Annotated in this window: 19 protein-coding genes and 1 tRNA gene; 13 read left to right on the top strand and 7 right to left on the bottom strand. The window is 69.7% G+C overall.

Annotated elements, in window-relative coordinates; genetic code table 11:
- Positions 1–4: 4 nt before the first annotated feature.
- Together H516_RS21120 and H516_RS0103085 are read right to left on the bottom strand one after the other, a co-directional pair.
- The gene (locus H516_RS21120) at positions 5–2,557 is read right to left on the bottom strand and encodes a DUF7927 domain-containing protein (protein WP_022888260.1); all 2,553 of its coding nucleotides are present in this window, start codon (positions 2,555–2,557) and stop codon (positions 5–7) included.
- 225 nt (positions 2,558–2,782) lie between these two features.
- A complete protein-coding gene (locus H516_RS0103085; RefSeq protein WP_022888259.1) occupies positions 2,783–6,283 on the bottom strand; it encodes a DUF7927 domain-containing protein in 3,501 nt (1,166 codons plus the stop codon).
- Positions 6,284–6,526: 243 nt separating this feature from the next.
- On the opposite strand from H516_RS0103085, the gene H516_RS17975 reads away from it, so the two are divergent.
- From H516_RS17975 to H516_RS0103060, 5 genes are read left to right on the top strand one after another with little or no spacing between them, the layout of a single operon-like run.
- Positions 6,527–7,828, top strand: a complete 1,302-nt coding sequence (locus tag H516_RS17975; protein WP_022888258.1) for a YihY/virulence factor BrkB family protein — start codon at positions 6,527–6,529, stop codon at positions 7,826–7,828.
- Between the two features lie 10 nt (positions 7,829–7,838).
- Positions 7,839–8,678, top strand: a complete 840-nt coding sequence (locus tag H516_RS0103075; RefSeq protein ID WP_022888257.1) for an exodeoxyribonuclease III — start codon at positions 7,839–7,841, stop codon at positions 8,676–8,678.
- A gap of 39 nt (positions 8,679–8,717) precedes the next feature.
- Positions 8,718–9,731: a tryptophan--tRNA ligase gene (trpS, locus tag H516_RS0103070; protein WP_022888256.1), complete on the top strand. Its 1,014-nt coding sequence runs from the start codon at positions 8,718–8,720 to the stop codon at positions 9,729–9,731.
- Complete coding sequence (locus tag H516_RS21525; protein WP_169513489.1) at positions 9,658–10,308, top strand: GNAT family N-acetyltransferase; 651 nt, start codon at positions 9,658–9,660, stop codon at positions 10,306–10,308. Before trpS ends, H516_RS21525 begins: the two co-directional genes overlap by 74 nt.
- On the top strand, positions 10,305–11,060 hold the full coding sequence (locus H516_RS0103060; RefSeq protein ID WP_022888255.1) for an HAD family hydrolase: 756 nt from the start codon (positions 10,305–10,307) through the stop codon (positions 11,058–11,060). The genes H516_RS21525 and H516_RS0103060 overlap by 4 nt, the downstream gene beginning before the upstream one ends.
- A gap of 131 nt (positions 11,061–11,191) precedes the next feature.
- Here the strand turns inward: H516_RS0103060 and glpK are convergent, their stop codons facing one another.
- A complete protein-coding gene (gene glpK, locus H516_RS0103055) occupies positions 11,192–12,706 on the bottom strand; it encodes a glycerol kinase GlpK (protein WP_022888254.1) in 1,515 nt (504 codons plus the stop codon).
- Between the two features lie 99 nt (positions 12,707–12,805).
- Positions 12,806–13,564 carry an MIP/aquaporin family protein gene (locus H516_RS0103050; protein WP_022888253.1) on the bottom strand — a complete coding sequence of 253 codons (759 nt, stop codon included), beginning with the start codon at positions 13,562–13,564 and terminating at the stop codon, positions 12,806–12,808.
- Between the two features lie 216 nt (positions 13,565–13,780).
- Between H516_RS0103050 and dhaK the strand changes: the two genes are divergently transcribed.
- The 3 genes from dhaK to dhaM are packed head-to-tail and all read left to right on the top strand — an operon-like array spanning position 13,781 to position 16,178.
- Complete coding sequence (gene dhaK, locus H516_RS0103045; RefSeq protein ID WP_026378352.1) at positions 13,781–14,782, top strand: dihydroxyacetone kinase subunit DhaK; 1,002 nt, start codon at positions 13,781–13,783, stop codon at positions 14,780–14,782.
- A gap of 23 nt (positions 14,783–14,805) precedes the next feature.
- A complete protein-coding gene (gene dhaL / locus H516_RS0103040) occupies positions 14,806–15,453 on the top strand; it encodes a dihydroxyacetone kinase subunit DhaL (protein WP_022888251.1) in 648 nt (215 codons plus the stop codon).
- Positions 15,450–16,178, top strand: coding sequence for a dihydroxyacetone kinase phosphoryl donor subunit DhaM (dhaM, locus tag H516_RS0103035; protein WP_022888250.1), 729 nt, complete (start codon positions 15,450–15,452; stop codon positions 16,176–16,178). Before dhaL ends, dhaM begins: the two co-directional genes overlap by 4 nt.
- A 37-nt stretch (positions 16,179–16,215) precedes the next feature.
- Here the strand turns inward: dhaM and H516_RS0103030 are convergent, their stop codons facing one another.
- Positions 16,216–16,980 (bottom strand): SDR family NAD(P)-dependent oxidoreductase, encoded by a 765-nt coding sequence (locus H516_RS0103030; protein ID WP_022888249.1) that lies wholly within the window; start codon positions 16,978–16,980, stop codon positions 16,216–16,218.
- A 61-nt stretch (positions 16,981–17,041) separates the two neighbouring features.
- On the opposite strand from H516_RS0103030, the gene H516_RS17965 reads away from it, so the two are divergent.
- From H516_RS17965 to H516_RS0103015, 3 genes are all read left to right on the top strand, one after another.
- A complete protein-coding gene (locus tag H516_RS17965) occupies positions 17,042–17,377 on the top strand; it encodes a hypothetical protein (protein WP_022888248.1) in 336 nt (111 codons plus the stop codon).
- Between the two features lie 111 nt (positions 17,378–17,488).
- Positions 17,489–17,564: transfer RNA gene (locus H516_RS0103020), tRNA-Gly, on the top strand.
- Between the two features lie 52 nt (positions 17,565–17,616).
- Positions 17,617–18,084, top strand: coding sequence for a GNAT family N-acetyltransferase (locus H516_RS0103015; RefSeq protein WP_169513488.1), 468 nt, complete (start codon positions 17,617–17,619; stop codon positions 18,082–18,084).
- Between the two features lie 60 nt (positions 18,085–18,144).
- Here H516_RS0103015 and H516_RS0103010 read toward each other — a convergent pair whose 3' ends face one another.
- Complete coding sequence (locus tag H516_RS0103010; protein ID WP_022888246.1) at positions 18,145–19,020, bottom strand: AraC family transcriptional regulator; 876 nt, start codon at positions 19,018–19,020, stop codon at positions 18,145–18,147.
- Between the two features lie 253 nt (positions 19,021–19,273).
- Between H516_RS0103010 and H516_RS0103005 the strand changes: the two genes are divergently transcribed.
- The gene (locus H516_RS0103005; RefSeq protein ID WP_022888245.1) at positions 19,274–19,855 is read left to right on the top strand and encodes a dihydrofolate reductase family protein; all 582 of its coding nucleotides are present in this window, start codon (positions 19,274–19,276) and stop codon (positions 19,853–19,855) included.
- 97 nt (positions 19,856–19,952) lie between these two features.
- On the top strand, positions 19,953–20,477 hold the full coding sequence (locus H516_RS0103000; RefSeq protein ID WP_026378350.1) for a putative glycolipid-binding domain-containing protein: 525 nt from the start codon (positions 19,953–19,955) through the stop codon (positions 20,475–20,477).
- Between the two features lie 237 nt (positions 20,478–20,714).
- On the opposite strand, the gene H516_RS0102995 is transcribed toward H516_RS0103000, so the two are convergent.
- Positions 20,715–20,990 carry a hypothetical protein gene (locus H516_RS0102995; RefSeq protein WP_022888243.1) on the bottom strand — a complete coding sequence of 92 codons (276 nt, stop codon included), beginning with the start codon at positions 20,988–20,990 and terminating at the stop codon, positions 20,715–20,717.
- Between the last annotated feature and the right edge of the window lie 117 nt (positions 20,991–21,107).

The following is a 21,107-nucleotide window of genomic DNA, read 5'->3' as shown; positions in this document are numbered from 1 at the left end:
CGACTCAGCTCTCGCGTCGGCGGCGCAGACCTCGCGCGATCGCTGCGGCCCCGAGCAGCACGAGCATCGCGCCGATCGGCAGCATCGCCGAGGTGTCGACGCCGGTCTCGGCGAGCCCGACGGGCTTCGACGGCTGCGACGGCGTCGACGGCTGGTCGGGCGCCGCGTTGCAGTTCGGCGTCGGCGGCGGGTAGACCACGTCGGCGTCGTTCGACGGGTTGATCCGGATCTCGGCGACCGCCTCGGCCCGCAGGTCGTAGAACGGCGCAGCCGGATCGAGGATCCAGGTGCCGTCCGCGAGGAGCGTCCACCCTGGCCAGTCGGTCGGGTTGCCGTCAGCGTCGACCTCCGCCCCAGGCCAGAGCTGCTGACCCGAGATGGTGTCGCCGCTCGCCCACCCGGCCGGGTACGCGATCGGGTCGACCTGCGAGGCGCCATCGGCGAGGAGTGCCGCGACGTCATCGGCCGGGATCGACGGATCACGGTTCGCGAAGGCCTCGGGCGTCCACCAGATCAACGCGATCGGGTTCGCCGCCGGGTCGGTGATGTTGAACGGCGTGATCTCGTACGTGAACCACGGGGTGTCGTTCACGCACTGGGCGAAGCCGACGAGCCCGATCGCCTTGACCGGAGTCTCGGCATCGTCGCAGTTGTTCTCGGGGTTCGAGTCGAACCCCGGTCCGCCCGGTTCCTCGGCCACCGCATCGTCGAGGCCCGCTGCGACGATCGAGGGCACCTGGGGCTCCGGATACTGCTCGCCCGCGACGCACGCACTGTTCACGAGGTCGTCGATCGGCTCATCCGGCGCCGGCTGCGAGAGCCCGCCGACCGTGACCTCGAAGGTGATCGTGATGACGTCGCCCGGGAAGATCCAGCCGTTGTGCTGGGCGCTGAGCACACCGTCCGCGACCTCGACCGGCTCCCATTCTCCCGGGTTCGGCGCAATGACCGCCGAACCGTCGACGTAGCTCACGCCGTCGGGCAGGGTGTCGGTGACGAGGCTGCGATACGCGGGGTCGGTTCCCTCGTTCGTGATCGTCAACGTGTAGGTGATGACGTCGTCCTCGCCCGAGTCGACCGGCTCGTCGCCCTCGGTGGCCTCGTCCTTCACGAGCACGAGGTCGATGTCGATCACCGGGTGGTCGACGACGCACGGGTCGTCCACGACGACCGCGTTCACCGCCGACTTGAGCACGGGGCCCTCGTCGACCGGGCATTCTCCGCCGGGACCGGGCGTGACGACGTTGTGCAGCAGTTCACCGAACACGTCCTCCCCCACCTCGACGGTGTACGTGACGGTCACGTCCTCGCCGGGGTCGAGGTCGGGGATGTCCCACGTGAGCACCTCACCGACCGGGCCCGAGAGGCCCGCGCCGAGGTCGACGATGATGCCGTTGTCGAGCACGTCGCTCACGTCGTCGAACGCCTGCGCTCCGGTCACGACCGCGTCCGAGTCGTTGTGCGCCCGGAGCGTGTAGGTGATCAGGTCACCGGGTTCGACCTTCTCACCGTCGGCGGGCCAAGACCACTTCATGAGCCACCAGTGCGGCACCGGAACCTCGGGGCACTCCCCCACGGTGACCGTCCCGTGCAGGTCGTTCTCCTCGTCGTCACCCGTGCGATGCAGCGTCACGTCGTAATCACCGGGCGGCAGCTCGAAGTCCCGATCCAGGCCTCCAGCGCCCGCAGTGAAGGTATGCGTGCCGACGACGGTGTCTGTGCCCGCCTCGGTCACCGTGATCGTGTACTCGAAGCCGAGCAGCAGCCCGAGCAGTGCGACCTTCAAGGGAGGCGGAGTCCCGCCGACCTCGACGCAGGGCGCCGCGCTCAGCTGGAGCGTCGGCGGAGCCGGATCGCAGTCCTCCTCGGTGATCTCGGTCTTGGTCGTGTTCTGCCCTGGGAAGTGCTGCGGGTCGCCCTCCGCATCCAGGTAGTCGAACACCGGGATGATGTCGCGGTCGTCCTGGTGGTCGGCGTGGGCATGCGAGGGATCGGTCGGGTCGCCCGGGTCGCCGTTCGGATCGATGATCGACCGCACGCTCGGGTTGATGAACACGTACGGGTTCGACTCGCTGCTCGTCGCATGACAGATCGCGACGTGGTCGTTCCACTCGGGCACCTCGACCGGCGGACCGCCGTTCTCGTCGCCATCCGTCGCCGCGACCGTTCGCGCGGCCGGTGCGGGCGCCGTCGCCTCCGCCGCGGGCGGCCCTGAGACCGCGGTCGGCGCGGGCTCCGTGACCGGTTCGGCCGCAGGCTCGGGTTCGGGCACAGCCGCCGGCTCCGGTTCGACCGTGGGCTCCTCAGCGCGCTCGGCCTCGGGCTCCTCGGCGGGCTCCGCCACGGGTTCGGCGACCGGTTCGGCCGCGGGCGCTTCAGCCGGCTCCGCCGCGGGAACCGTCGCCGTGGGCTCGGGGCTCGGCGGCAGCTCTTCGGCCGCGGCGAGCGCGGGCGCTCCGAAGAGCACGAGGGCGGCGACGGTGAGGCCGGCCAGCGCGGCACCCGGGCCGCTTCGGCCCGCTCGGGCGGCGCGATGGGCAGGTGGATGACGGTGCATGACAACTCCAGACCTCGAGGTGGGAGCCGGCTCGGGTAAACCGGGTCAGCACTGCCAGTGTGCGCCGCCGTCCACGCAGGAGACAAGGAACCCTCATGATTTGACCCCTGAACTCGGGGTACGTCGCCGAACCCTCCACGCTCGATGCGAGAGGGATGTCGCGGCGCGAGGTGCGCCGCGACATCCCTCTCGTTCCACTCGCTCTGCGATCACGTCATCCGGCGGTCACCCGTCGCCGAACCCTCGCCGCGATCGCAGCGCCATTCCGGTCGCGCCGAGCGCGAGCAGCGCCACGGCGAGCGGCACGAGCCATCCCCCCTCGAAGCCGGTGCTCGCGATGCCCGACGGCGTCGACGGGGTGTCCGGGTTCTCGGGCGGCGCCGCGTTGCAGTTCGGCGTCGGCGGCGGGTACACCGTGATCACGTCGGTCGACGGATTGATGCGGATCTCCACCACGGCCTCATCGCGGAGGTCGTAGAACGGCGCATCCGGATCGAGGATCCAGGTGCCGTCGGGCAGCAGCGTCCACCCCGGCCAGTCGGTCGGGTTGCCGTCGGCATCGATCGCCGCACCGGGCCAGAGCTGTCGCCCGTCGATCGGGTCGCCCGGCACCCAGCCGTCGGGCGCCTCGATGTAGTCGACCTGAGACGCCCCGTCGGCGAGGATCGCGGCCTCGTCGGCCGCATCGATCGACGGGTCGTGCCCGGCGAAGGCGTCGGCCGTCCACCAGATGAGGGCGATCTCGGGCAGCGGATCGACGTTCACCGGCGTGATCGAGTACTCGAACCACGGGGTGTCGTTGATGCACTGCGCGGCCCCGTCGAGCGCGATGGACTTCACCGGCGTCTCGGCGTCGTCGCAGTCGTTCTCGGGGTTCGCGTCGCGACTCGGCCCTTCTGCGCCCGGCCCGACCACGTCGAGCGCGGCCACCAGCGACGGCGGCTCGGGCGGAGGCACCGGCCCGCTGAACACGCAGACCGTGTTCACCAGATCGGGGATCGGCACCATCGGGTCGGGCTGGTCGAGCTCGCCCACCTCGACGTCGAAGGTGATCGTCGCCGTGTCACCCGGGTTGAACGGCCCGGGGTAGCCGAAGGTCAGCTCGCCGGCCACCGAGTCGTCGACGGTCCAGTTCGCCTCCTCCCCCGGCGGCACCGTGACGATGAGCTCCGAACCGGGAACGAACGTCACCCCTTCGGGCAGCGCATCGGTCACCTCCACGCCGTACGCCGGGTCGTCACCGAGGTTCTCGACGAGCACCTCGTACGAGATCGCGTCGGGGGGTGCCGCCCCCGAGTCGACCGGCTCGTCGTCGACCGTGGACTGCTCCTTCGTGACCGAGAGGTCGACGAACGGCGTGCGGTGCTCGGTGGTGCAGTCGGTGATGTCAGGCACCTCGACCTCGGCAACGGCCTGGGCGTCCGACAGCTCGAGGATCGGCGGTTCCTCGGTCTCGTCGGGCGGGCAGATGCCAGGCGGCTCGGGGGTCACGACGTTGACGAGGTCCGCGTTCCACGCATCCTCGTCGACCGTGACCTCGAACGAGACCGTCACCTCGGCGGAACCGACCGGCAGCGACGGGATCGCCCACTCGAGCGAGGTCCCGTCGAGCGTCAGCGATGCATCGAGGGGCATGGTGAGTTCGGCGTCGTCGAGCACGTCGGTGAGGTCGTCGATCGCGACCGCTCCCTCGACGTCGGCCTCCGAGAAGTTCCACGCGTGCAGCGTGTACTCGATCGTGCTGCCGGGCTCGACCGTCCCTTCGGCCGGGACGCTCGTCTTCCACATCACGAAGCCGGGTGTCGGATGCTCCGTGATGCACGGGTCGACGATCGGTTCCTGTTCGACCGGGGCGGCCTTCAGCACGGGCGGGTCCGGCTCTCCGGGGCAGTTGGTGAGCACGTGGTTGCGCAGCACCGTGCCGGGCGGGGTGTCGGCCTGCACCGTGACCAGGTACGAGATGTCGAGCGTCTCCCCCGGGTCGAGGGTCGCGAGCTTCACGAAGAGCTTGCCGGGATGGAGGGCGTTCCAACTGTGCTCGGTCGGCGGCGTGCCGACGAATCCGTCGAAGTCGACGAACGGCGCCAGGCCGGTCACGTCGTCGAAGATCTCGAGGTCGGTCGCGGCGGGGCCGCTCACGTGCTCGATCGACAGCGTGTACTCGATCTGGTCACCGGGTTCGACCGCGGTGCCGCTCGGCGGATCGGCGCTCTTCTGGACGCGCCAGACCGGCGCCTCCACGTCGTTCACGACGTAGCAGTGCACGATCGCCTCGATGCCGACTTCGACGGTCCAGCCGAGGTCGCCGACGAGACCGACGGGCACATCTCCATCACTGTCCTCGCAGGTGACCGAGTCCATCGAATGGAACGGCCGATCCTCCTCGGCGAACTCGACCTCGCGGGTGTCGCTCGTGAAGCCGCTCACCTCGAAGGCCCCGGTCACGCCGGCGTCATCCGTGAGCTGCGAGGCGGGGGTCACCTCGGCGTCCTCCGTCGAGAACTCCCAGCCCTCGACCGGCTCGCCGGCGATCTCCTTGTGCACGAACACCGAACCGCCGCAGAGCTCGAGCGCGATCTCCTTGAGCTGCGCGCCGAGCGTGCCGTAGTCGTCGGTGACGACGTAGTCGGCGCTCGAGAGATCGCCGACGTAGGCGTCAGAACCGGTGATCGCCTGGATGGGGGCGAGATCGAGGTCGTCGCCGACGGCGATGCCGAACATGTGCGAGGGCGACAGCTTGATCGAATTCGCCTCCAGCACGGCGGGGTCGAGCGCGCCGGGCGAACCGTCGGGGAACTCGCCCCCGTTGCCCGGGTCCACCGTGTTCGGGTTGCCGTCCGTGATCATGATCGTGAGTTCGACGGCATCGTCGAAGCCGGCGAACGTGCCGTGTGCGAGTTCGAGGCCGCGCTTCCAGTTCGTCCATCCGTCACTCGTCAACCCTGCGTAGGAGCCCTGCACCGCCGCGAGATTGGCGCTCGTGAGGTCCGTCGCGCCGAGCAGCACCGCGGCATCCTGATCGAAGGCGGTCACCGACACCTGCGAGCCGGTGTCGACGAGTGCCGCGGTGAATGCGTTCGCGGCCGACTTCAGGTTCGCAATGCCGGCGCCGCCGATCGAACCCGACTTGTCGAGCACGAGCGCGAAGTCGATGCCGCAGCTCGGCTGGAGGTCGGGGTTCGTCACCGTCCCGACCTGCGAAGCGGCGAGCGACCGGAGTCCTGCCTGCTGTGCGGCGAGGCAGTCGTCTCGAGCGCTGCGATCATCGTTCGCGATCGGAATGCTCTCGCAGTCCACGGGCGCGGGTTCGGGCGCCGTCGGCGCCACGAGCTTCGCGCTCGGGGCAGGCGCCGGTGCTGGCTCGGGCTCTGCTGAGGGCGGAGAATCCGAACCGGGTACCGGCTCCGCGGGCTCGGGTTCGGGAGCGGGCTCTGCGGGAGCGGGCCCTGCGGGAGCGGGCTCTGCAGGCGCCGGCTCGGCAGGCGCGGGTTCTGGGGCGGGCGCCGGCTCTGCGGGCACCGGCTCGGTCGGCGTCGGTTCCGCGCTCGCGGCGGGCGCGGCGACGACGGGGGCGACCGGATCGACCGCCTCGGCGGCGGCGATCGTCGGGGCCCCGACGAGCACGAGGGCGCCGGCGACGACGACGGCGAGAATGCCGTTCGCGCGACGGCGCGTACCCCTTGGCGGCTCGCCGGTTCGCGTGCGTGTTCGGGTGCGCAGTGCCATGACTCTCTCGCTTCCGTGTGAATCCGCCGGCTCGGCATTTCGGGTCAGCGTCGCCAGTCTGCGCCGCGTCGCCACCAGTTTTCAAGGAATCCTCAGTTGATACCCCCCGAATTCGGGGTACGTCGAGCGGGCGTTTCGGGGTACGCGGCCGGCGCGCCCGGGAGTGAGTCCGGAGCACCGGCGCCGTCGTCCGCCGACCGGGCGCCTCCGAGGCATCCGCGCGCACCTCGATAGTGTGGAGGCGTGAGCGAGCGAACGACCCCTGAGCCCCCCGGCCAGGCGCGCGCCACCGCCGGCGAGAGGCATCACCGTGGCACCGCACCCTTCCCCGAGGGCGGCGATGGAGTCGACACCGACCGGCACTCGGCGAAGGCCCGGTTCGAGGCCGTGAGCCAGCCGCTGCTCGACCGCTTCGAAGAGCCGATCAGCCGTGTGAACACCATCACGCAGAAGACGCTCGCACTGTTCCCGGTGCGGGTCTGGCGGCACTTCCTCGCCCGCAACGGCTTCATTCTCGCCGCCGGGCTCAGCTACCAAGCGCTGTTCGCGATCTTCGCCGCCGTGTACGTGGTGTTCGCCGTCGCCGGCATCTGGCTCACGAGCAACGACGAGACCCTGAATGCGTTCATCGCCCTCCTGAATTCGTACGCGCCCGGACTCATCGGACCCGACGGGATCATCTCGAACGAGACACTCACCGAGATCGCCCAGTCGAGCGCCGGGGTGTTCGGCTGGACGGGTGCGGTCGCGCTCGTCGGCTTGATCTGGACGGCGATCGGCTGGATCACCTACGCCCGCATGTCGGTGCGGAGCATCTTCGGCCTCCCGAAGGACACCCGCGCCTACGCGCTCCTCAAGGCCCGCGACTTCCTCGCGGGCCTGTTCTTCGGCGCCGTCCTGCTCGCCGCCTCCGTGCTCACGGTGGCGTCGACCTCGTTCGTCTCCTGGGTCTTCGATGTGCTCGACCTCCCGAACGCGAGCGGCTGGGAATCGTTCCTCGTCCAGTTCGGCTCGATCCTCGTGGTCTTCGTCATCGACACTCTCGCCCTCGCCGTGATGTTCCGGTTCCTCTCGGGCGCCGCGATGCCCTGGCGGCGCATGTGGGTCGGCTCGCTGCTCGGTTCGGGTGCGATCTCGGTCATGCAGATGCTGAGCGGCCTGCTCGTACAGGGCGCGAGCCGGAACCCCCTCCTCGCGACCTTCACGGTGTTCATCGCCCTGCTGCTCTGGTTCCACCTCACGAGCATCGTGATCCTCACCGCGGCGAGTTGGATCGCGGTCGAGGCGGCCGACGCGAACGAGACGCTGCGGAACGTGAGCGCCGAGCAGCTCGAAGCCGAGGCTCGCCAGCGCGAACGCGACGCCCTGCTCACCGCGGCACAGGTCCGCGTGCGTGAGGCGCGTGGCGAACTCGCCTCGTCGAACTGGTTCGAACGGCTGCCCGCCAAGCGGCGACTCGCCCGCGCTGAGCAGTCCCTCGCCGATCTCGAGGCGCAACAGCGCGCCGAGCGCCCCCGGGCGAAGCGCGTCGGAGGGCTCCCGTAGGATCGAGGGCATGCCCTCCGCGAAGCCCCTCCGTCTCGCCAGCGTCAACGTGAACGGAGTGCGAGCCGCATTCCGCAAGGGCATGGGCGAGTGGCTCGCCGGCCGCGACGTCGACGTCCTCGCCCTGCAAGAGGTGCGCGCCTCGACCGAAGACCTCCAGGGCCTCCTCGGCGACGAGTGGGACATCCTGCACGACCCGGCGACCGCCAAGGGTCGCGCCGGAGTCGCCATCGCGAGCCGCCGCCGCGCGCACATTCACCGGGTCGAGCTCGGCGCCGCCGACTTCGACACCGCCGGCCGCTGGCTCGAGGCCGACTACGAGGTCGGCGACCGCGTCATCACCGTCGTCTCGGCCTACGTGCATTCGGGCGAGGCGGGCACCCCCAAGCAGGTCGAGAAGTTCAAGTTCCTCGACGCGATGGTCGAGCGGTTGCCGAAGCTCGCTCAGCATTCCGAGCTCGCGGTCGTCGTGGGCGACCTCAACGTCGGCCACCGCACCCTCGACATCAAGAACTGGAAGGGCAACGTCAAGCGCGCCGGCTTCCTCCCCGAGGAGCGCGCGTACTTCGACCGTTTCCTCGGCGCCGAGGGCGACGAGGGGTACAACGCGGGTGCCGGCCTCGGCTGGGTCGACCTCGGCCGCCGCGACGCGGGCGAGGTGCCCGGCCCGTACACGTGGTGGTCGCAGCGCGGCAAGGCGTTCGACACCGACACCGGCTGGCGCATCGACTACCAGCTCGCGACCCCCGCACTCGCGGCGACGATGCAGCGCTACACGATCGACCGGGCGGCCGCCTACGACCAGCGATGGTCCGACCACGCCCCCGTCGTCGTCGACTACGCCATCTGACCTGCCGCGCCGCGGCCGCACACCTCGAAGGAACACCCAATGACGCAGAAGCCCCGCCTCTATTCGGGCATGCAACCCTCAGCCGACTCGCTGCACGTCGGCAACTACATCGGCGCCCTCCTGCAGTGGAAGGAGCTGCAGTCGACGCACGACGCCTTCTTCTCGGTCGTCGACATGCACGCCATCACCGTGCCTCAAGACCCGGCCGAACTCCGCGAGAAGACTCGCCGCACGGCGGCGCAGTACATCGCCGCCGGCATCGACCCCTCGAACTCGACGCTGTACGTGCAGTCGCACGTGCCCGCGCACGCCGAACTCGCCTGGGTGCTCAACACCATCACGGGCTTCGGCGAGGCCGGTCGCATGACGCAGTTCAAAGACAAGTCGCAGAAGCAGGGCGCAGATGCCACGAGCGTCGGCCTCTTCGCGTATCCCGTGCTGATGGCCGCCGACATCCTGCTCTACCAGACCGAGGTCGTCCCCGTCGGCGACGACCAGAAGCAGCACGTCGAGCTCACGCGCGATCTGGCGGCCCGGTTCAACGCGCGCTTCGGCGCCGACACCTTCGTGCTGCCCGAACCCGCCATCCAGCGCGCGACCGCTCGTATCTACGACCTGCAGAACCCGACGTCGAAGATGTCGAAATCGGGCGAGACGCCCGCCGGCATCCTCTGGCTGCTCGACGAGCCATCCGTCACTGCGAAGAAGATCATGCGCGCGGTGACCGACACCGACGGCGAGGTGCGCTTCGACCACGAGCACAAGCCCGGCGTCTCGAACCTCCTCACGATCTTCTCGGTGCTGTCGCGCCGTTCGATCGCCGACCTCGAACAGGAGTTCGCGGGTCGAGGCTACGGCGACTTCAAGAAGGCACTCGCCGAGGTTGTCGTGGGCGAGTTCGAACCGATCCGTTCGCGGGCGCTCGAGCTGCTCGACGATCCCGCCGAGCTCGACCGGCTGCTCGCCGTGAACGCCGATCGTGCGAGCGAGGTGGCCGAGACCACCCTCGCGACGGTCTACGACCGCATCGGGTTCCTCGGGCGCGCGCGCTGACCATGGTGCCCGTCGAACTGCGCACGACCCGCCTCGTCCTCGACCCCCCGTCGAGGCCGATGTCGAGCGCATCGCACGATACTGCCGAGACCCCCTGTTCGAGCAGTTCCTCACGACGCCCTGGCCGTACACCGAGGCGCATGCAAGTGGATTCCTCACGGAGCATGTTCCCGAGGCGTGGCGGTCGGGCAGCGAGCTCACCTGGGCGATCCGCACCGAGTCGGGCGGGCCGCTCATGGGTGTGATCAGCCTGCGTGCCGCCGGCCGCGAGGTCGGTTACTGGCTCGGCGCCGAGCATCGCGGTTCGGCGTACATGGCCGAAGCCGTCGGCGCGGTCTGCGCCTGGGCCTTCGACGAACTCCCCGAGACCGAGACAGTGACGTGGCGCGCGAACGCGGGCAACGTCGCCTCGGCGATGGTGGCGCGGGCGGCCGGGTTCCGGAATACGACGACGGCGACGACGACGGCGCCCGGGCGCGACGGTGTCGAGCTCCAGGGGTGGTCCGCCGAGCGCGGGCGCACCCGCGCGACCGATGCCGCCGAGAGCTGGGCGCCGCTCCTCGGCGACCGGGCATGAGTTCGACCCACGGCGCGGGGTCGCCGCTCGTGCTGTTCGATCTCGACGACACGCTGATGGCGCACCGTGCAGCAGTGGCGGCCGGCATCGCCCTGCACATGCGCGAACGCGCATACGCGATCGACGACGCGCCGGCCCAGCGGCTCTGGCACGAGCTCGAAGAGCAGCACTACCACGAGTACCTCGCGGGGCGGCTCTCCTTCGAGGGCCAGCGGCGCGCCCGCGCCCGCGATTTCGCCCTCGCCCACGGCGATGAGCTCGACGACCTCGCGGCCGGGGCGTGGTTCGACCGGTACTTCGAGCGGTACCGCGAGTCGTGGACCCTGCACGCCGATGCGCTCCCCGCGCTCGACCGGCTCGCCGCCCGGTCCCCCGAGGTGCGCCTCGGCATCATCACGAACGGCGAACTCGACTTCCAGCTCGCGAAACTCGACCGACTCGGCATCCGCGGGCGCTTCGCACACGTGATCGCGTCGGGCGCGGTCGGCGCCACGAAGCCCGGCCGGGCGATCTTCGACGTCGCGGTCGCCCGGTTCGCGGCGGAGCATCCGGTCTCGTGGGCCGCCTACGTCGGCGATCGTCTCGCGACCGACGCGATCGGCGCTGCGCGCGCCGGGCTCGTCGGCATCTGGCTCAACCGTTTCGGCATCGAGCCCGGCGCCGACGAACGCGCCGAGGCCGCGGGGGCCGGCGTCATCGAGATCACTTCGCTCGACGAACTGCCGGCGGCGCTCGCATCGCGACAGCGCTAGCCCCGCCACCGCTTCGCCCGCTTCGCCCGCTTCGCCCGCTTCGCCCGGTTCGCTCGACCAGGACGGGCCGAGCGCACCCCCATGCGCCCGGCCCGTGAATCCACCGTAACCCGCGGTGGAGGTGCTCGATGTCAGATGACGTCCTCGTCGACCCAGTCGAGGGTCTTCGAGACGGCCTTCTTCCAGCTGCGGTCGAGGCGTGCCCGCGCGGCCTCGTCCATCGACGGGGTCCAGCGCCGGTCCTCCTGCCAGTTGGCCCGCAGCTCGTCGAGGCTCGACCAGAACCCGACCGCGAGACCCGCCGCATAGGCCGCGCCGAGTGCGGTCGTCTCGGCGACGACCGGCCGCACGACCGGCACGCCGAGGATGTCGGCCTGGAACTGCAGCAGCGTCTCGTTGGCGGTGGCGCCGCCGTCGACGCGGAGCTCGGTGAGGTCGACCCCGGCATCGGCGTTCACGGCCTCGATGACATCGCGTGTCTGGAACGCGATCGCCTCGAGTGCCGCGCGGGCGATGTGGCCCTTGTTGACGTAGCGGGTGAGGCCGACGAGGGCACCGCGGGCGTCGGGCCGCCAGTACGGCGCGAACAACCCCGAGAACGCGGGTACGAAGTAGGCCCCGCCGTTGTCCTCGACCGACTTCGCGAGCTCCTCGATCTCGGGGGCCGTGGAGATGAGGCCGAGGTTGTCGCGCAGCCACTGGATCAGCGATCCGGTGACGGCGATCGAGCCCTCGAGCGCGTAGTGCGGCGGCTGGTCGCCGAGCTTGTAGCCGACGGTCGTGAGCAGTCCGTTCTTCGAGTGGACGATCTCCTCGCCGGTGTTGAAGATGAGGAAGTTGCCCGTGCCGTAGGTGTTCTTCGCTTCGCCGGTCTCGAACGCGGCCTGTCCGAAGGTCGCGGCCTGCTGGTCGCCGAGGATGCCGGCGACCGGCACCTCGCGGAGAAGGCTCGACGGCTCGACCGTGCCGTACACCTCCGACGACGACTTGATCTCGGGGAGCATCGAGCGCGGCACGCCGAACGCGGCGAGGATGCCGTCGTCCCATTGCAGCGTCTCGAGGTCCATGAACATCGTGCGGCTCGCGTTCGTGACATCCGTCGCGTGCACACCGCCCTCAGTGCCGCCGGTGAGGTTCCAGAGCACCCAGGTGTCGGTCGTGCCGAACAGGAGGTCGCCGGCCTCGGCCTTCTCTCGCGCGCCGGGCACGTTCTCGAGGATCCACACGATCTTCGTGCCCGAGAAGTACGTCGCGAGCGGCAGACCGACCTGCTGCTTGAACCGCTCGACGCCGCCGTCGGCCGCGAGACGGTCGACGATGGGCTGGGTGCGGGTGTCCTGCCAGACGATCGCGTTGTACACCGGTTCGCCGGTGTTCCTGTCCCACACGACGGCGGTCTCGCGCTGGTTGGTGATGCCCACCGCGGCGATGTCGTGCCGGGTGAGGTCGGCCTTGCCGAGGGCCTGCCCGATCACCTCGCGGGTGTTGGTCCAGATCTCGGCGGGGTCGTGCTCGACCCAGCCGGCCTTCGGGAAGATCTGCTCGTGCTCGAGCTGCCCGGTCGAGACGATCGATCCGGCCTTGTCGAAGATGATCGCGCGCGAACTCGTCGTGCCCTGGTCGATCGCCAGGATGTAGTCGGCCATGACTTCCTCTCATACACGCGTGGGCGGCCCGTCGCCGCGCACGCTCGATTCACTGGCTGGGTGTGCGGCGGCGGGGCGATTCCGCCCCGCCGCCCCGAATCAGCCGAGCACGGGGAGCAGGGCGAGTGCCGCCCATCCGGCGATGAGTCCGCCGATGATCGGGCCGACGACGGGGACCCAGGAGTAGGACCAGTCGGATCCGCCCTTGCCCTTGATCGGCAGGATCGCGTGCGCGATGCGCGGGCCGAGGTCACGGGCCGGGTTGATCGCGTAGCCCGTCGGACCGCCGAGCGAGGCACCGATCGCGATCACGAGGAACGCGACCGGGATCGCACCGAGCTCGGCCGGCGTACCGCCGTAGCTGAATCCGAGGATGACGAAGACCAGCACGAACGTGCCGATGATCTCGGTGACGAGGTTCCAGCCGTACGAGCGGATCGCGGGCCCCGTCGAGAACACTCCGAGCTTGTTGGCCGCGTCGGGCTCCTCATCGAAGTGCTGCTTGTAGGCGAGCCAGCAGAACACGGCACCGAGGATTGCACCGACCATCTGCGCCCCGATATAGGTCGCGATGGATGCCCCGTCGATGGCGATGCCGGGAACGAACTCCGTCTCGCCCTTGCCGAGGAAGTTCGCCGTGAGCCCGAGCGTGACCGCCGGGTTGATGTGAGCCCCGGACGCGTACGACACGATGACGCCGGCGAAGACCGCGAGGCCCCAGCCGATGTTCACCATGAGGAACCCGCCGTTATGACCCTTGTTCCTGATGAGCGCGACATTGGCGACCACGCCGCAACCGAGCAGCACGAGCATCGCCGTGCCGACCATCTCCGAAAGGAAGATGACTCCGAGATTCATTTCAACCCCCTCAGATGCGGGAGCTTCGTCGCCCCCGCTCACTGGTCACGATAGCGGCGCGGCACCGTCGCGGGGAATGCCCACACCCGAATCGCCTCGAAGCCCCTTACATCGGAGGTGGCCTCGGGCGTAGGTTTGCGGGGGAGTGCTGCGTCGGGGTCGATGCACGGTCGCACGATCGCACGATCGCACGCAGCCGCGGCGGAAGGGGTGTCCGTGAAGAAGATCATCAACGACCCGAAGCGGGTCGTCGACGAGTCGGTCGCAGGGTTCGCGCTCGCGCACACCGACCTGGTGAGGGTCGAGACCGACCCGATCCGCATCGTGCGCGCCGATGCGCCCATCGCCGGCAAGGTCGGCATCGTGAGCGGCGGCGGCAGCGGGCACGAGCCCCTGCACGCAGGCTACGTCGGCTTCGGCATGCTGGATGCCGCGGTGCCGGGTGCGGTGTTCACCTCGCCGACGCCCGACCCGATCCTGGCCGCGACGCAGGCGGTCGACGGGGGAGCGGGCGTGCTCCACATCGTCAAGAACTACACCGGCGATGTGCTGAATTTCGAGACGGCGGCCGACCTCGCCGAAGTCGAGGGCATCACGGTGCGCGCGGTCGTCACGAACGACGACGTCGCCGTGAAGGACTCGCTCTACACGGCCGGGCGACGCGGCGTCGCGGGCACCGTGCTCGTCGAGAAGATCGCGGGCGCCGCCGCCGAGCGCGGCGACTCGCTCGACGAGGTGGCCTCGATCGCCGAGCGCGTGAACGCCGGCGCCCGGTCGATGGGACTCGCCCTCACACCGTGCATCGTGCCGCACGCCGGCGAGCCGAGCTTCACGCTCGCGGAGGACGAGATCGAGATCGGCATCGGAATCCACGGCGAGCCCGGCCGCGAGCGCGTCGCGCTCGAACCGGCCGACCGCCTCGTCGATCGACTGCTCGAACCGATCCTCGACGATCTGCCCTACGCAGCCGGCGAGCGTACGCTGCTCTTCGTCAACGGCATGGGCGGCACGCCTCAGCTCGAACTCTACGTCGCCTACCGCCGCGCGGCGGAGGTGCTCGCTGAGCGTGGCATCCTGATCGCCCGATCGCTCGTCGGCAACTACATCACCGCGCTCGAGATGCAGGGGATGTCGATCACACTGCTGAAGCTCGATGACGAGATGATCGAACTCTGGGATGCCCCGGTGCAGACGACTGCACTTCGATGGGGTCGGTAGACGGGGAAGGCGAGGGGGAACCGGTGGGATTGGACATCACGTGGGCGGTCGACTGGGTCAGGCGGAGCGCGGATCGCATCGCCGAGCATCGGGTCGAGTTGATCACGCTCGACCGGGAGATCGGCGACGGCGACCACGGCGAGAACATGGACCGCGGGTTCCAGGCGGTCGCGGCGAAACTCGATGACCTGCCTGCGGGCTCGACCCCCGGTGACGTGCTCAAGCTCGTTGCGACGACCCTGATCTCGACGGTCGGCGGGGCGGCCGGGCCGCTGTACGGCACGGCGTACCTCAAGGCGTCCGGTGCGATCGGCGGAGCGACCTCGCTCGACGGACCCGCCGTCGCGGGACTCCTCGTCGCGGCCCGCGACGGCATCGTCAGCCGGGGCAAGGCGGAGCCCGGCGACAAGACGATGGTCGACGCGTGGACCCCGGCCGTCGACGCCGCAGAGGCTGCCGCGGGCGCGGGCGCCGATGCCGCCGAGGTGTTCGCGGCCGCAGCCGATGCCGCAGAAGCCGGCGCCGTCGCCACCGAACCGCTCGTCGCTCGCAAGGGTCGCGCGAGCTATCTCGGCGAACGCTCCGCGGGGCACCGTGATCCCGGCGCCGAGTCGAGCGCGCTGCTGCTGCGGGCTGGCGCGGATGCTGCGGCCGACGGAGCCGGGGCATGAGCGAAGGGGTCTACGGAAAAGTCGGTCTCGTCTTCGTCTCGCACTCGTCGCAGATCGCCGCGGGCCTCGTCGAACTCGCCCGCCAGATGGCGCCGACGGCGGCCCTCGAGCCCGCGGGCGGCACCGACGACGGTCGCATCGGGACGAGCTTCGACCTCGTCTCGGCGGCGATCGTCGCGGCAGACTCGGGCAACGGGGTCGTCGTGCTCTGCGATCTCGGGTCGGCGATCCTGACGACGGAGACGGCGCTCGACTTCCTCGATGACGAGTTGCGCGCGCGCACACGCCTCGTCGATGCACCGCTCGTCGAGGGCGGGGTCGCGGCGTCGGTGGCCGCCGAGGCGGGCGACTCGTTGGAGGCCGTGGTGGCGGCGGCGGAGTCGGCGCGGGGCGATGGCGGGAGTGGCAGGACTTCTCCGAAGCCGGCCGCGGAGGACGCCGGGGTCCCGAGCGCCGGCACCGGGGCATCCGGCTACTCGCGGACGGTGACGCTCGTGAACGCCGACGGCCTGCATGCCAGGCCGGCCGCCGAGATCGTGAAGCTCGCGGCGACCTTCGAACATCGCGTGACCGTCAACGGCGCCGATGCGAAGAGCCTGCTCGGAATCATGTCGCTGGGGCTCACGAAGGGCGCCGAGGTCGAGATCGCCACCGACGACGCCGCCGGCTCCGGCGAGGTCGACGCCCTCGCCGCCCTCGCCGCATCGGGCTTCGGCGAGCACTGATCGTCGGTTCGTCGTCGCGTGCCGTCGCGCGGAGGGGTCAGTTGCCGCCGGCGATGCGGATGTCGGCCCCAGAGGTGTAGCTCGCGTCGGAGGAGAGCAGGTAGGCGACCGCGCCGGCCATCTCATGGGCTTCGCCCGGGCGGCGCATCGGGATACCGGGGGCGCGCTCGTCGGGCGCGTCGGGGCGGCCGGCCGCCGCGTGGATCTCGGTCCGGGTCGTGCCGGGGGAGACGGTGTTCACGCGCACGCCGACCGGGCCGAACTCCTTCGAGGCACCCGTCGTGAGGGCGTTCAGCGCGGCCTTGCTCATCGCGTACGGGATGTAGGTGTTCGGCGAGCCCGACTTCGCCGCGCCCGAGGAGATGTTGACGATCGACCCGCCGGCGCCGCCCCGGTCGGTCGCCATGTGCTCGACCGCCGCACGCGTGAGCACGATCGGCGCGAGCACATTCACGCGGAAGAGGAGCTCGGTCTCCTCGATCGGGGCGTCGATGAACGGGCCGATGCGGCCGGTGATACCGGCGTTGTTGACGAGACCGGTGACGCGCCCGAATGCGGCGATCGCGGCGGGGACGACGTTCGCCGCCGCGACGAGGTCTCCGAGGTCGGCCTGGAGGAGCAGCACCTTCGCGCCCGTGGCACTGCAGCGCTGGGCGACGGCATCGGCCTCGTCGGCGCGTTCGCGGTAGGTGAGCACGAGGTCGTGGCCCTCGGCGGCGAGGCGTTCGGCGATCGCCGCGCCGATACCGCGGCTCGCACCGGTGATGATCGTGACCGGGCGGGGGAGCGAGGCATCCGTCATACGGCCAGCCTACGGCCGCGACACTGGCGTTGAGGATGCCTCAGGGCGTAGCATCTGGCGTATGGCACGCGACGCGGCGAGCCGCCCAGATGACGGCAACGCATTCACCCGGTTCTTCGATCGAGTCGATCACGCACTCGAGCCGATCTTCGGCCCCCCGCCCATCACCGACGGAGGCGAGCAGATCGACCCCGCGGAGTTGCAGGCCAGGCCATGTCCGGTCTGCGGGCACGCGATCTCGGAGCATCGATTCGACGAGACGGCGGGCAACATCGTCATGACCTGCCCGACCGACGAGCGATTGCCCGAGCGGCCCACGAATGTGCCGTTGAACGAGCTCGGCATGCCCGTGAGCGGTCGTCGCACAGAGCGAGTGGCGCAGTCTCCCCAGGCCTGAGGGTCGTCGGCGCCGTGGTGCCGCGGCGCTCGGCGGTGCGATTCGATACATTCCGAATCCGGTATGCTCGTCAGGGCCGCTCGAGAGGGTGGTCGCAGGGGCGCCCCCTCTGCGGACGTAGCGCAGCTGGTAGCGCGTCACCTTGCCAAGGTGAAGGTCGCGGGTTCGAACCCCGTCGTCCGCTCCATTTCACTCGACCGTCACCGAGGTGCTGTGCCAGCATGGCTCGCATGGTGACGGTGACCGTACGAATGATGGCTCCGGTCGAGTACGCCGACTGGCAGCGCGATATCGCCGAGGCGTACGCCGAGGAACAGGTCACGGCCGGGCGCTGGCCGCGCGAGGGCGCAGTGCGGCGGGCACTCGAAGAGAACGCGGCCGCGCTCCCGCAGGGCGTCGACACGCCGCGCATGCTCGTGCTGCGCGGCGTGGACGCGGCGGGCGAACCGGTCGGCCGCGCCTGGGTCGGGCTCGACCACCCGCGCGGGGCACCCGATGTCGCGTTCCTCTACGACCTCGAGGTCGTTGAGGAACGGCGGGGGAGCGGGTTGGGAAGAGCGCTGCTCGCTGCCGTCGAGGAGGAGGTGCGTCAGGCGGGAGTCGGGGCGCTCGAGCTCAACGTGTTCGGCCCGAACGTCGTCGCCATCTCGCTGTACGACTCGGCGGGCTACGAGGTCACGACCCAGCAGATGCGAAAGTCGCTCTGAGCGGGCGACGCGGCGGGATCGTGCGCGGCGCTTGAGGGCACCGCACGATCTCGGGAAGCGTCACGTCGTCTCGGTGCGTTCGACCGGCAGCCACAGCTCGCAGGACGCTGCGCTGAAGTCGGGGGAGCGGTCGAGTATCGACACGATCGAGGGCCCGGGCCGCAGTCGCCACGGATTCGACGGGAACCACTCGGTCGCCGTCGCGGCCCAGGTCGCCTGCAGCATCGCCGGGTACGCGCCGTCGCTGCGGAACACCGCCCAAGTGCCGGCCGGCACGTCGATCCGGTCGAGATCCTCGGGTGCGTCGGTCGCATCGTCGACGGCGACGCCGTGCAGATAAGTCAGTTCGCTGCCCTCCACGGCGTCGGGGTCGACGTCGGCGGTGACCTGCAGCAGGCCGGCGGGCTCGGCGGTGCTCAGCGCTTTCAGCCGGGCATGCTCCTCGAGGGTGAGGGCGGCGATGTGCGCCTGGATATGCGGATTGGCGCCGTGGTGGATGAGCGGCACTCGCGCGGCGTGGCCGATCAGCCGGAAGTTCGGGCGGTCGACGATTCGGGTGTGCATCGGGGCGGTCCCTTCGACGGTCAGGCGGAACCTGAGTTGCGGTTGTGTGCGAAGGGGGCCTCCGGCTCGGCGAACCTCGCCTGGAATGGCGCCGTGCACCGCCCGGAACGCCCGGCTGAACGCCTCGGTCGAGCCGTATCCGTAGCGAACTGCGATGGTGAGCAGTTCGTCGCCGTCGAGCACCTCGGCCGCGGCGATGGTCATTCGCCGTCGTCTGACGTACTCGGACACCGGCATGCCGGCGAGCGACGAGAACAGCCGCCGGAGGTGGTACTCGGTAGTGCCGAGGTCGCGCGCGAGCTCGGCGAGGTCGAGGTCGTCTGTGAGATGGGTCTCGACGGCGTCGATGACCCGGTTCAGTGCTGCGATCACAGTGCCTCCTTCGTCATCAACACTCGTCGTTCGGGCGGTGCTGCACCCGATCTTCGCGGACCGGATCGATCATCGGACATCGCGGGGCGGTGCGGCGCCGGACGCGGGAGGTCGGCGGAGCTCTTTCGCCTCCGAGCCCGGACGCTCATTGCCATCCTCGGACAGTCAGCCGCCGCTCGCCGATCGGCTACTTTACAAGCGCGACAGCTCACGACACGCTTGCTCTGGGGCACCCAACCCAGAGGAGAGCACCGTGGGCAAGATCGTCATGTACGCCTCCGTGTCGGTGGACGGCTTCATCGCGGACGAGAACGACCAGCCAGGACCACTGTTCGACTGGTTGACCAGCGGTGACGTCCCGTTGGACGAGAGCGGAGTGCTGAAGGTGTCACAGGCGTCCTACGACCACACCCGGCAGTACTGGGACCAGATCGGGGTGACGATCGCCGGCCGGCACGTCTTCGACCTGACGGACGGCTGGGATGGCACGCCTCCGAGCGGGATCGACCACGTGGTCGTCGTGACGCACCGACCCGCGCCCGAGGGCTGGGATCCCGAGGCGCCGTTCTACTTCGTCGGTGGTGTCGAGGCAGCCGTGGCCAAGGCGCAGGAGCTCGCGGGGGACCGCATGATCGAGGTCGCCGCCGGTGACGTCGGCGGCCAGATGATTGCCGCGGGTCTGGTCGACGAGGTGCGTATGGACGTCGTACCCGTCGTGTTCGGGTCCGGCAAGCGCTACTTCGGGTCGGTCGACGCGCAGCATTTGCTGGGGGATCCCGAGGTGGTGATTCAGGGCAACCGGGTGCTCCACCTGCGCTTTCGGGTGCGCCGCTGAACCCGAGGACTTCGACTGCACCGGGGCATTCTCGTCCGCTCAGGATCCGTGCACCGTACGCAGTTGCGCGCGTGGACCAGACGGTCATCATGGAGGCATGGTCGAAGTTCGCTGGGTCGGGTGGGCGTTGGACAGCACGGAGAAATGCCGCGTCGACGAATCTCGCGAGGGCGTTCGCATCGAAAGCGTCATCGAGACGGTCTTCGGGACGTGCACCTACGGCGTGATCGCCGACAGGAGCTGGCAGTTCCGCTCCCTGACCATGAGGCTCGGTCCTCGCTCGCTTCGGGCCGACTACGGCGGCGCGGCTTGGGTGGTCAACGATATCGTGCGACCCGACCTCGACGTCGCACGCGAGGTCGACATCGCGATCTCACCATTGAGCAATTCGCTGCCCATTCGACGCCTCGGGCTCGCCATCGGCGAGAGTGCCGAAATCACGACGGCCTACGTCTCGGTGCCCCATCTGACGGTGGCGACGGACCCGCAGCGCTACACCCGTCTCGCAGAGCGCGAGTACCGCTACGAGTCGCGCGACTCGGATTTCGTCGCGACGCTCGCGGTCGACGCGCACGGGCTCGTGATCGACTATCCGGGACTCTTCGTACGGAGCGACCACTGATCGATTCGCTCTCGAGAAGGTCAGAAGGAGGGGTGAGCGTTCCGGCCCCTTCCGATGCGACGACCACCCGGATCGTCGCTGCTATCGAGGAGGTCGCCGTCGGCGCAGAGCAAGCCACTTCTACGGATGAGGGTTCCTTCCGACATAATGTGCATTATCGGCGCGTTGTCGGGTTGCGGAATCGGCACTGAACTTCCGCCGATTCAGCGTCGTGGGTCGTCTCTCGACGAACGGGTTTCAGCCACTGCCGACGAACGGGTTTCGCGCCCTCACAGCCCTCATCCGAAACGCGGCATCGACTGGCCTGTTCTTCGGTCGCGGGTGCCGGCTCGCGGCTCGCGATTCGGACATAACGTCAACCCGGCGCGCTGCGTCGAGCAGCTCGCTCGCGGAGGGACCAGATGCAGCATCCTCATCGATCGACGCTCGAACCGAGTGATTGCGAAGCGTGAGGGCGACCGCGACACCTGCGATGACGACGCCGAAACCGATCAGCCAGAGGAACAGGTCCATCGCGACTCCCCTCGATCGAGCTGATCGGAGCGGTTAGGCATCGGCGATTCCAAGGAAGGCCGTGAACAAAGCAGCCGGAACAGTGTGAAGCCGGTTCCGACATGCAGAAGCCTCTTC

Origin of the sequence: Agromyces italicus DSM 16388 (assembly GCF_000421545.1) — a bacterium.
GTDB classification, from domain to species: Bacteria; Actinomycetota; Actinomycetes; order Actinomycetales; family Microbacteriaceae; genus Agromyces; species Agromyces italicus.
This window is presented reverse-complemented; position numbering and strand designations above follow the sequence as displayed.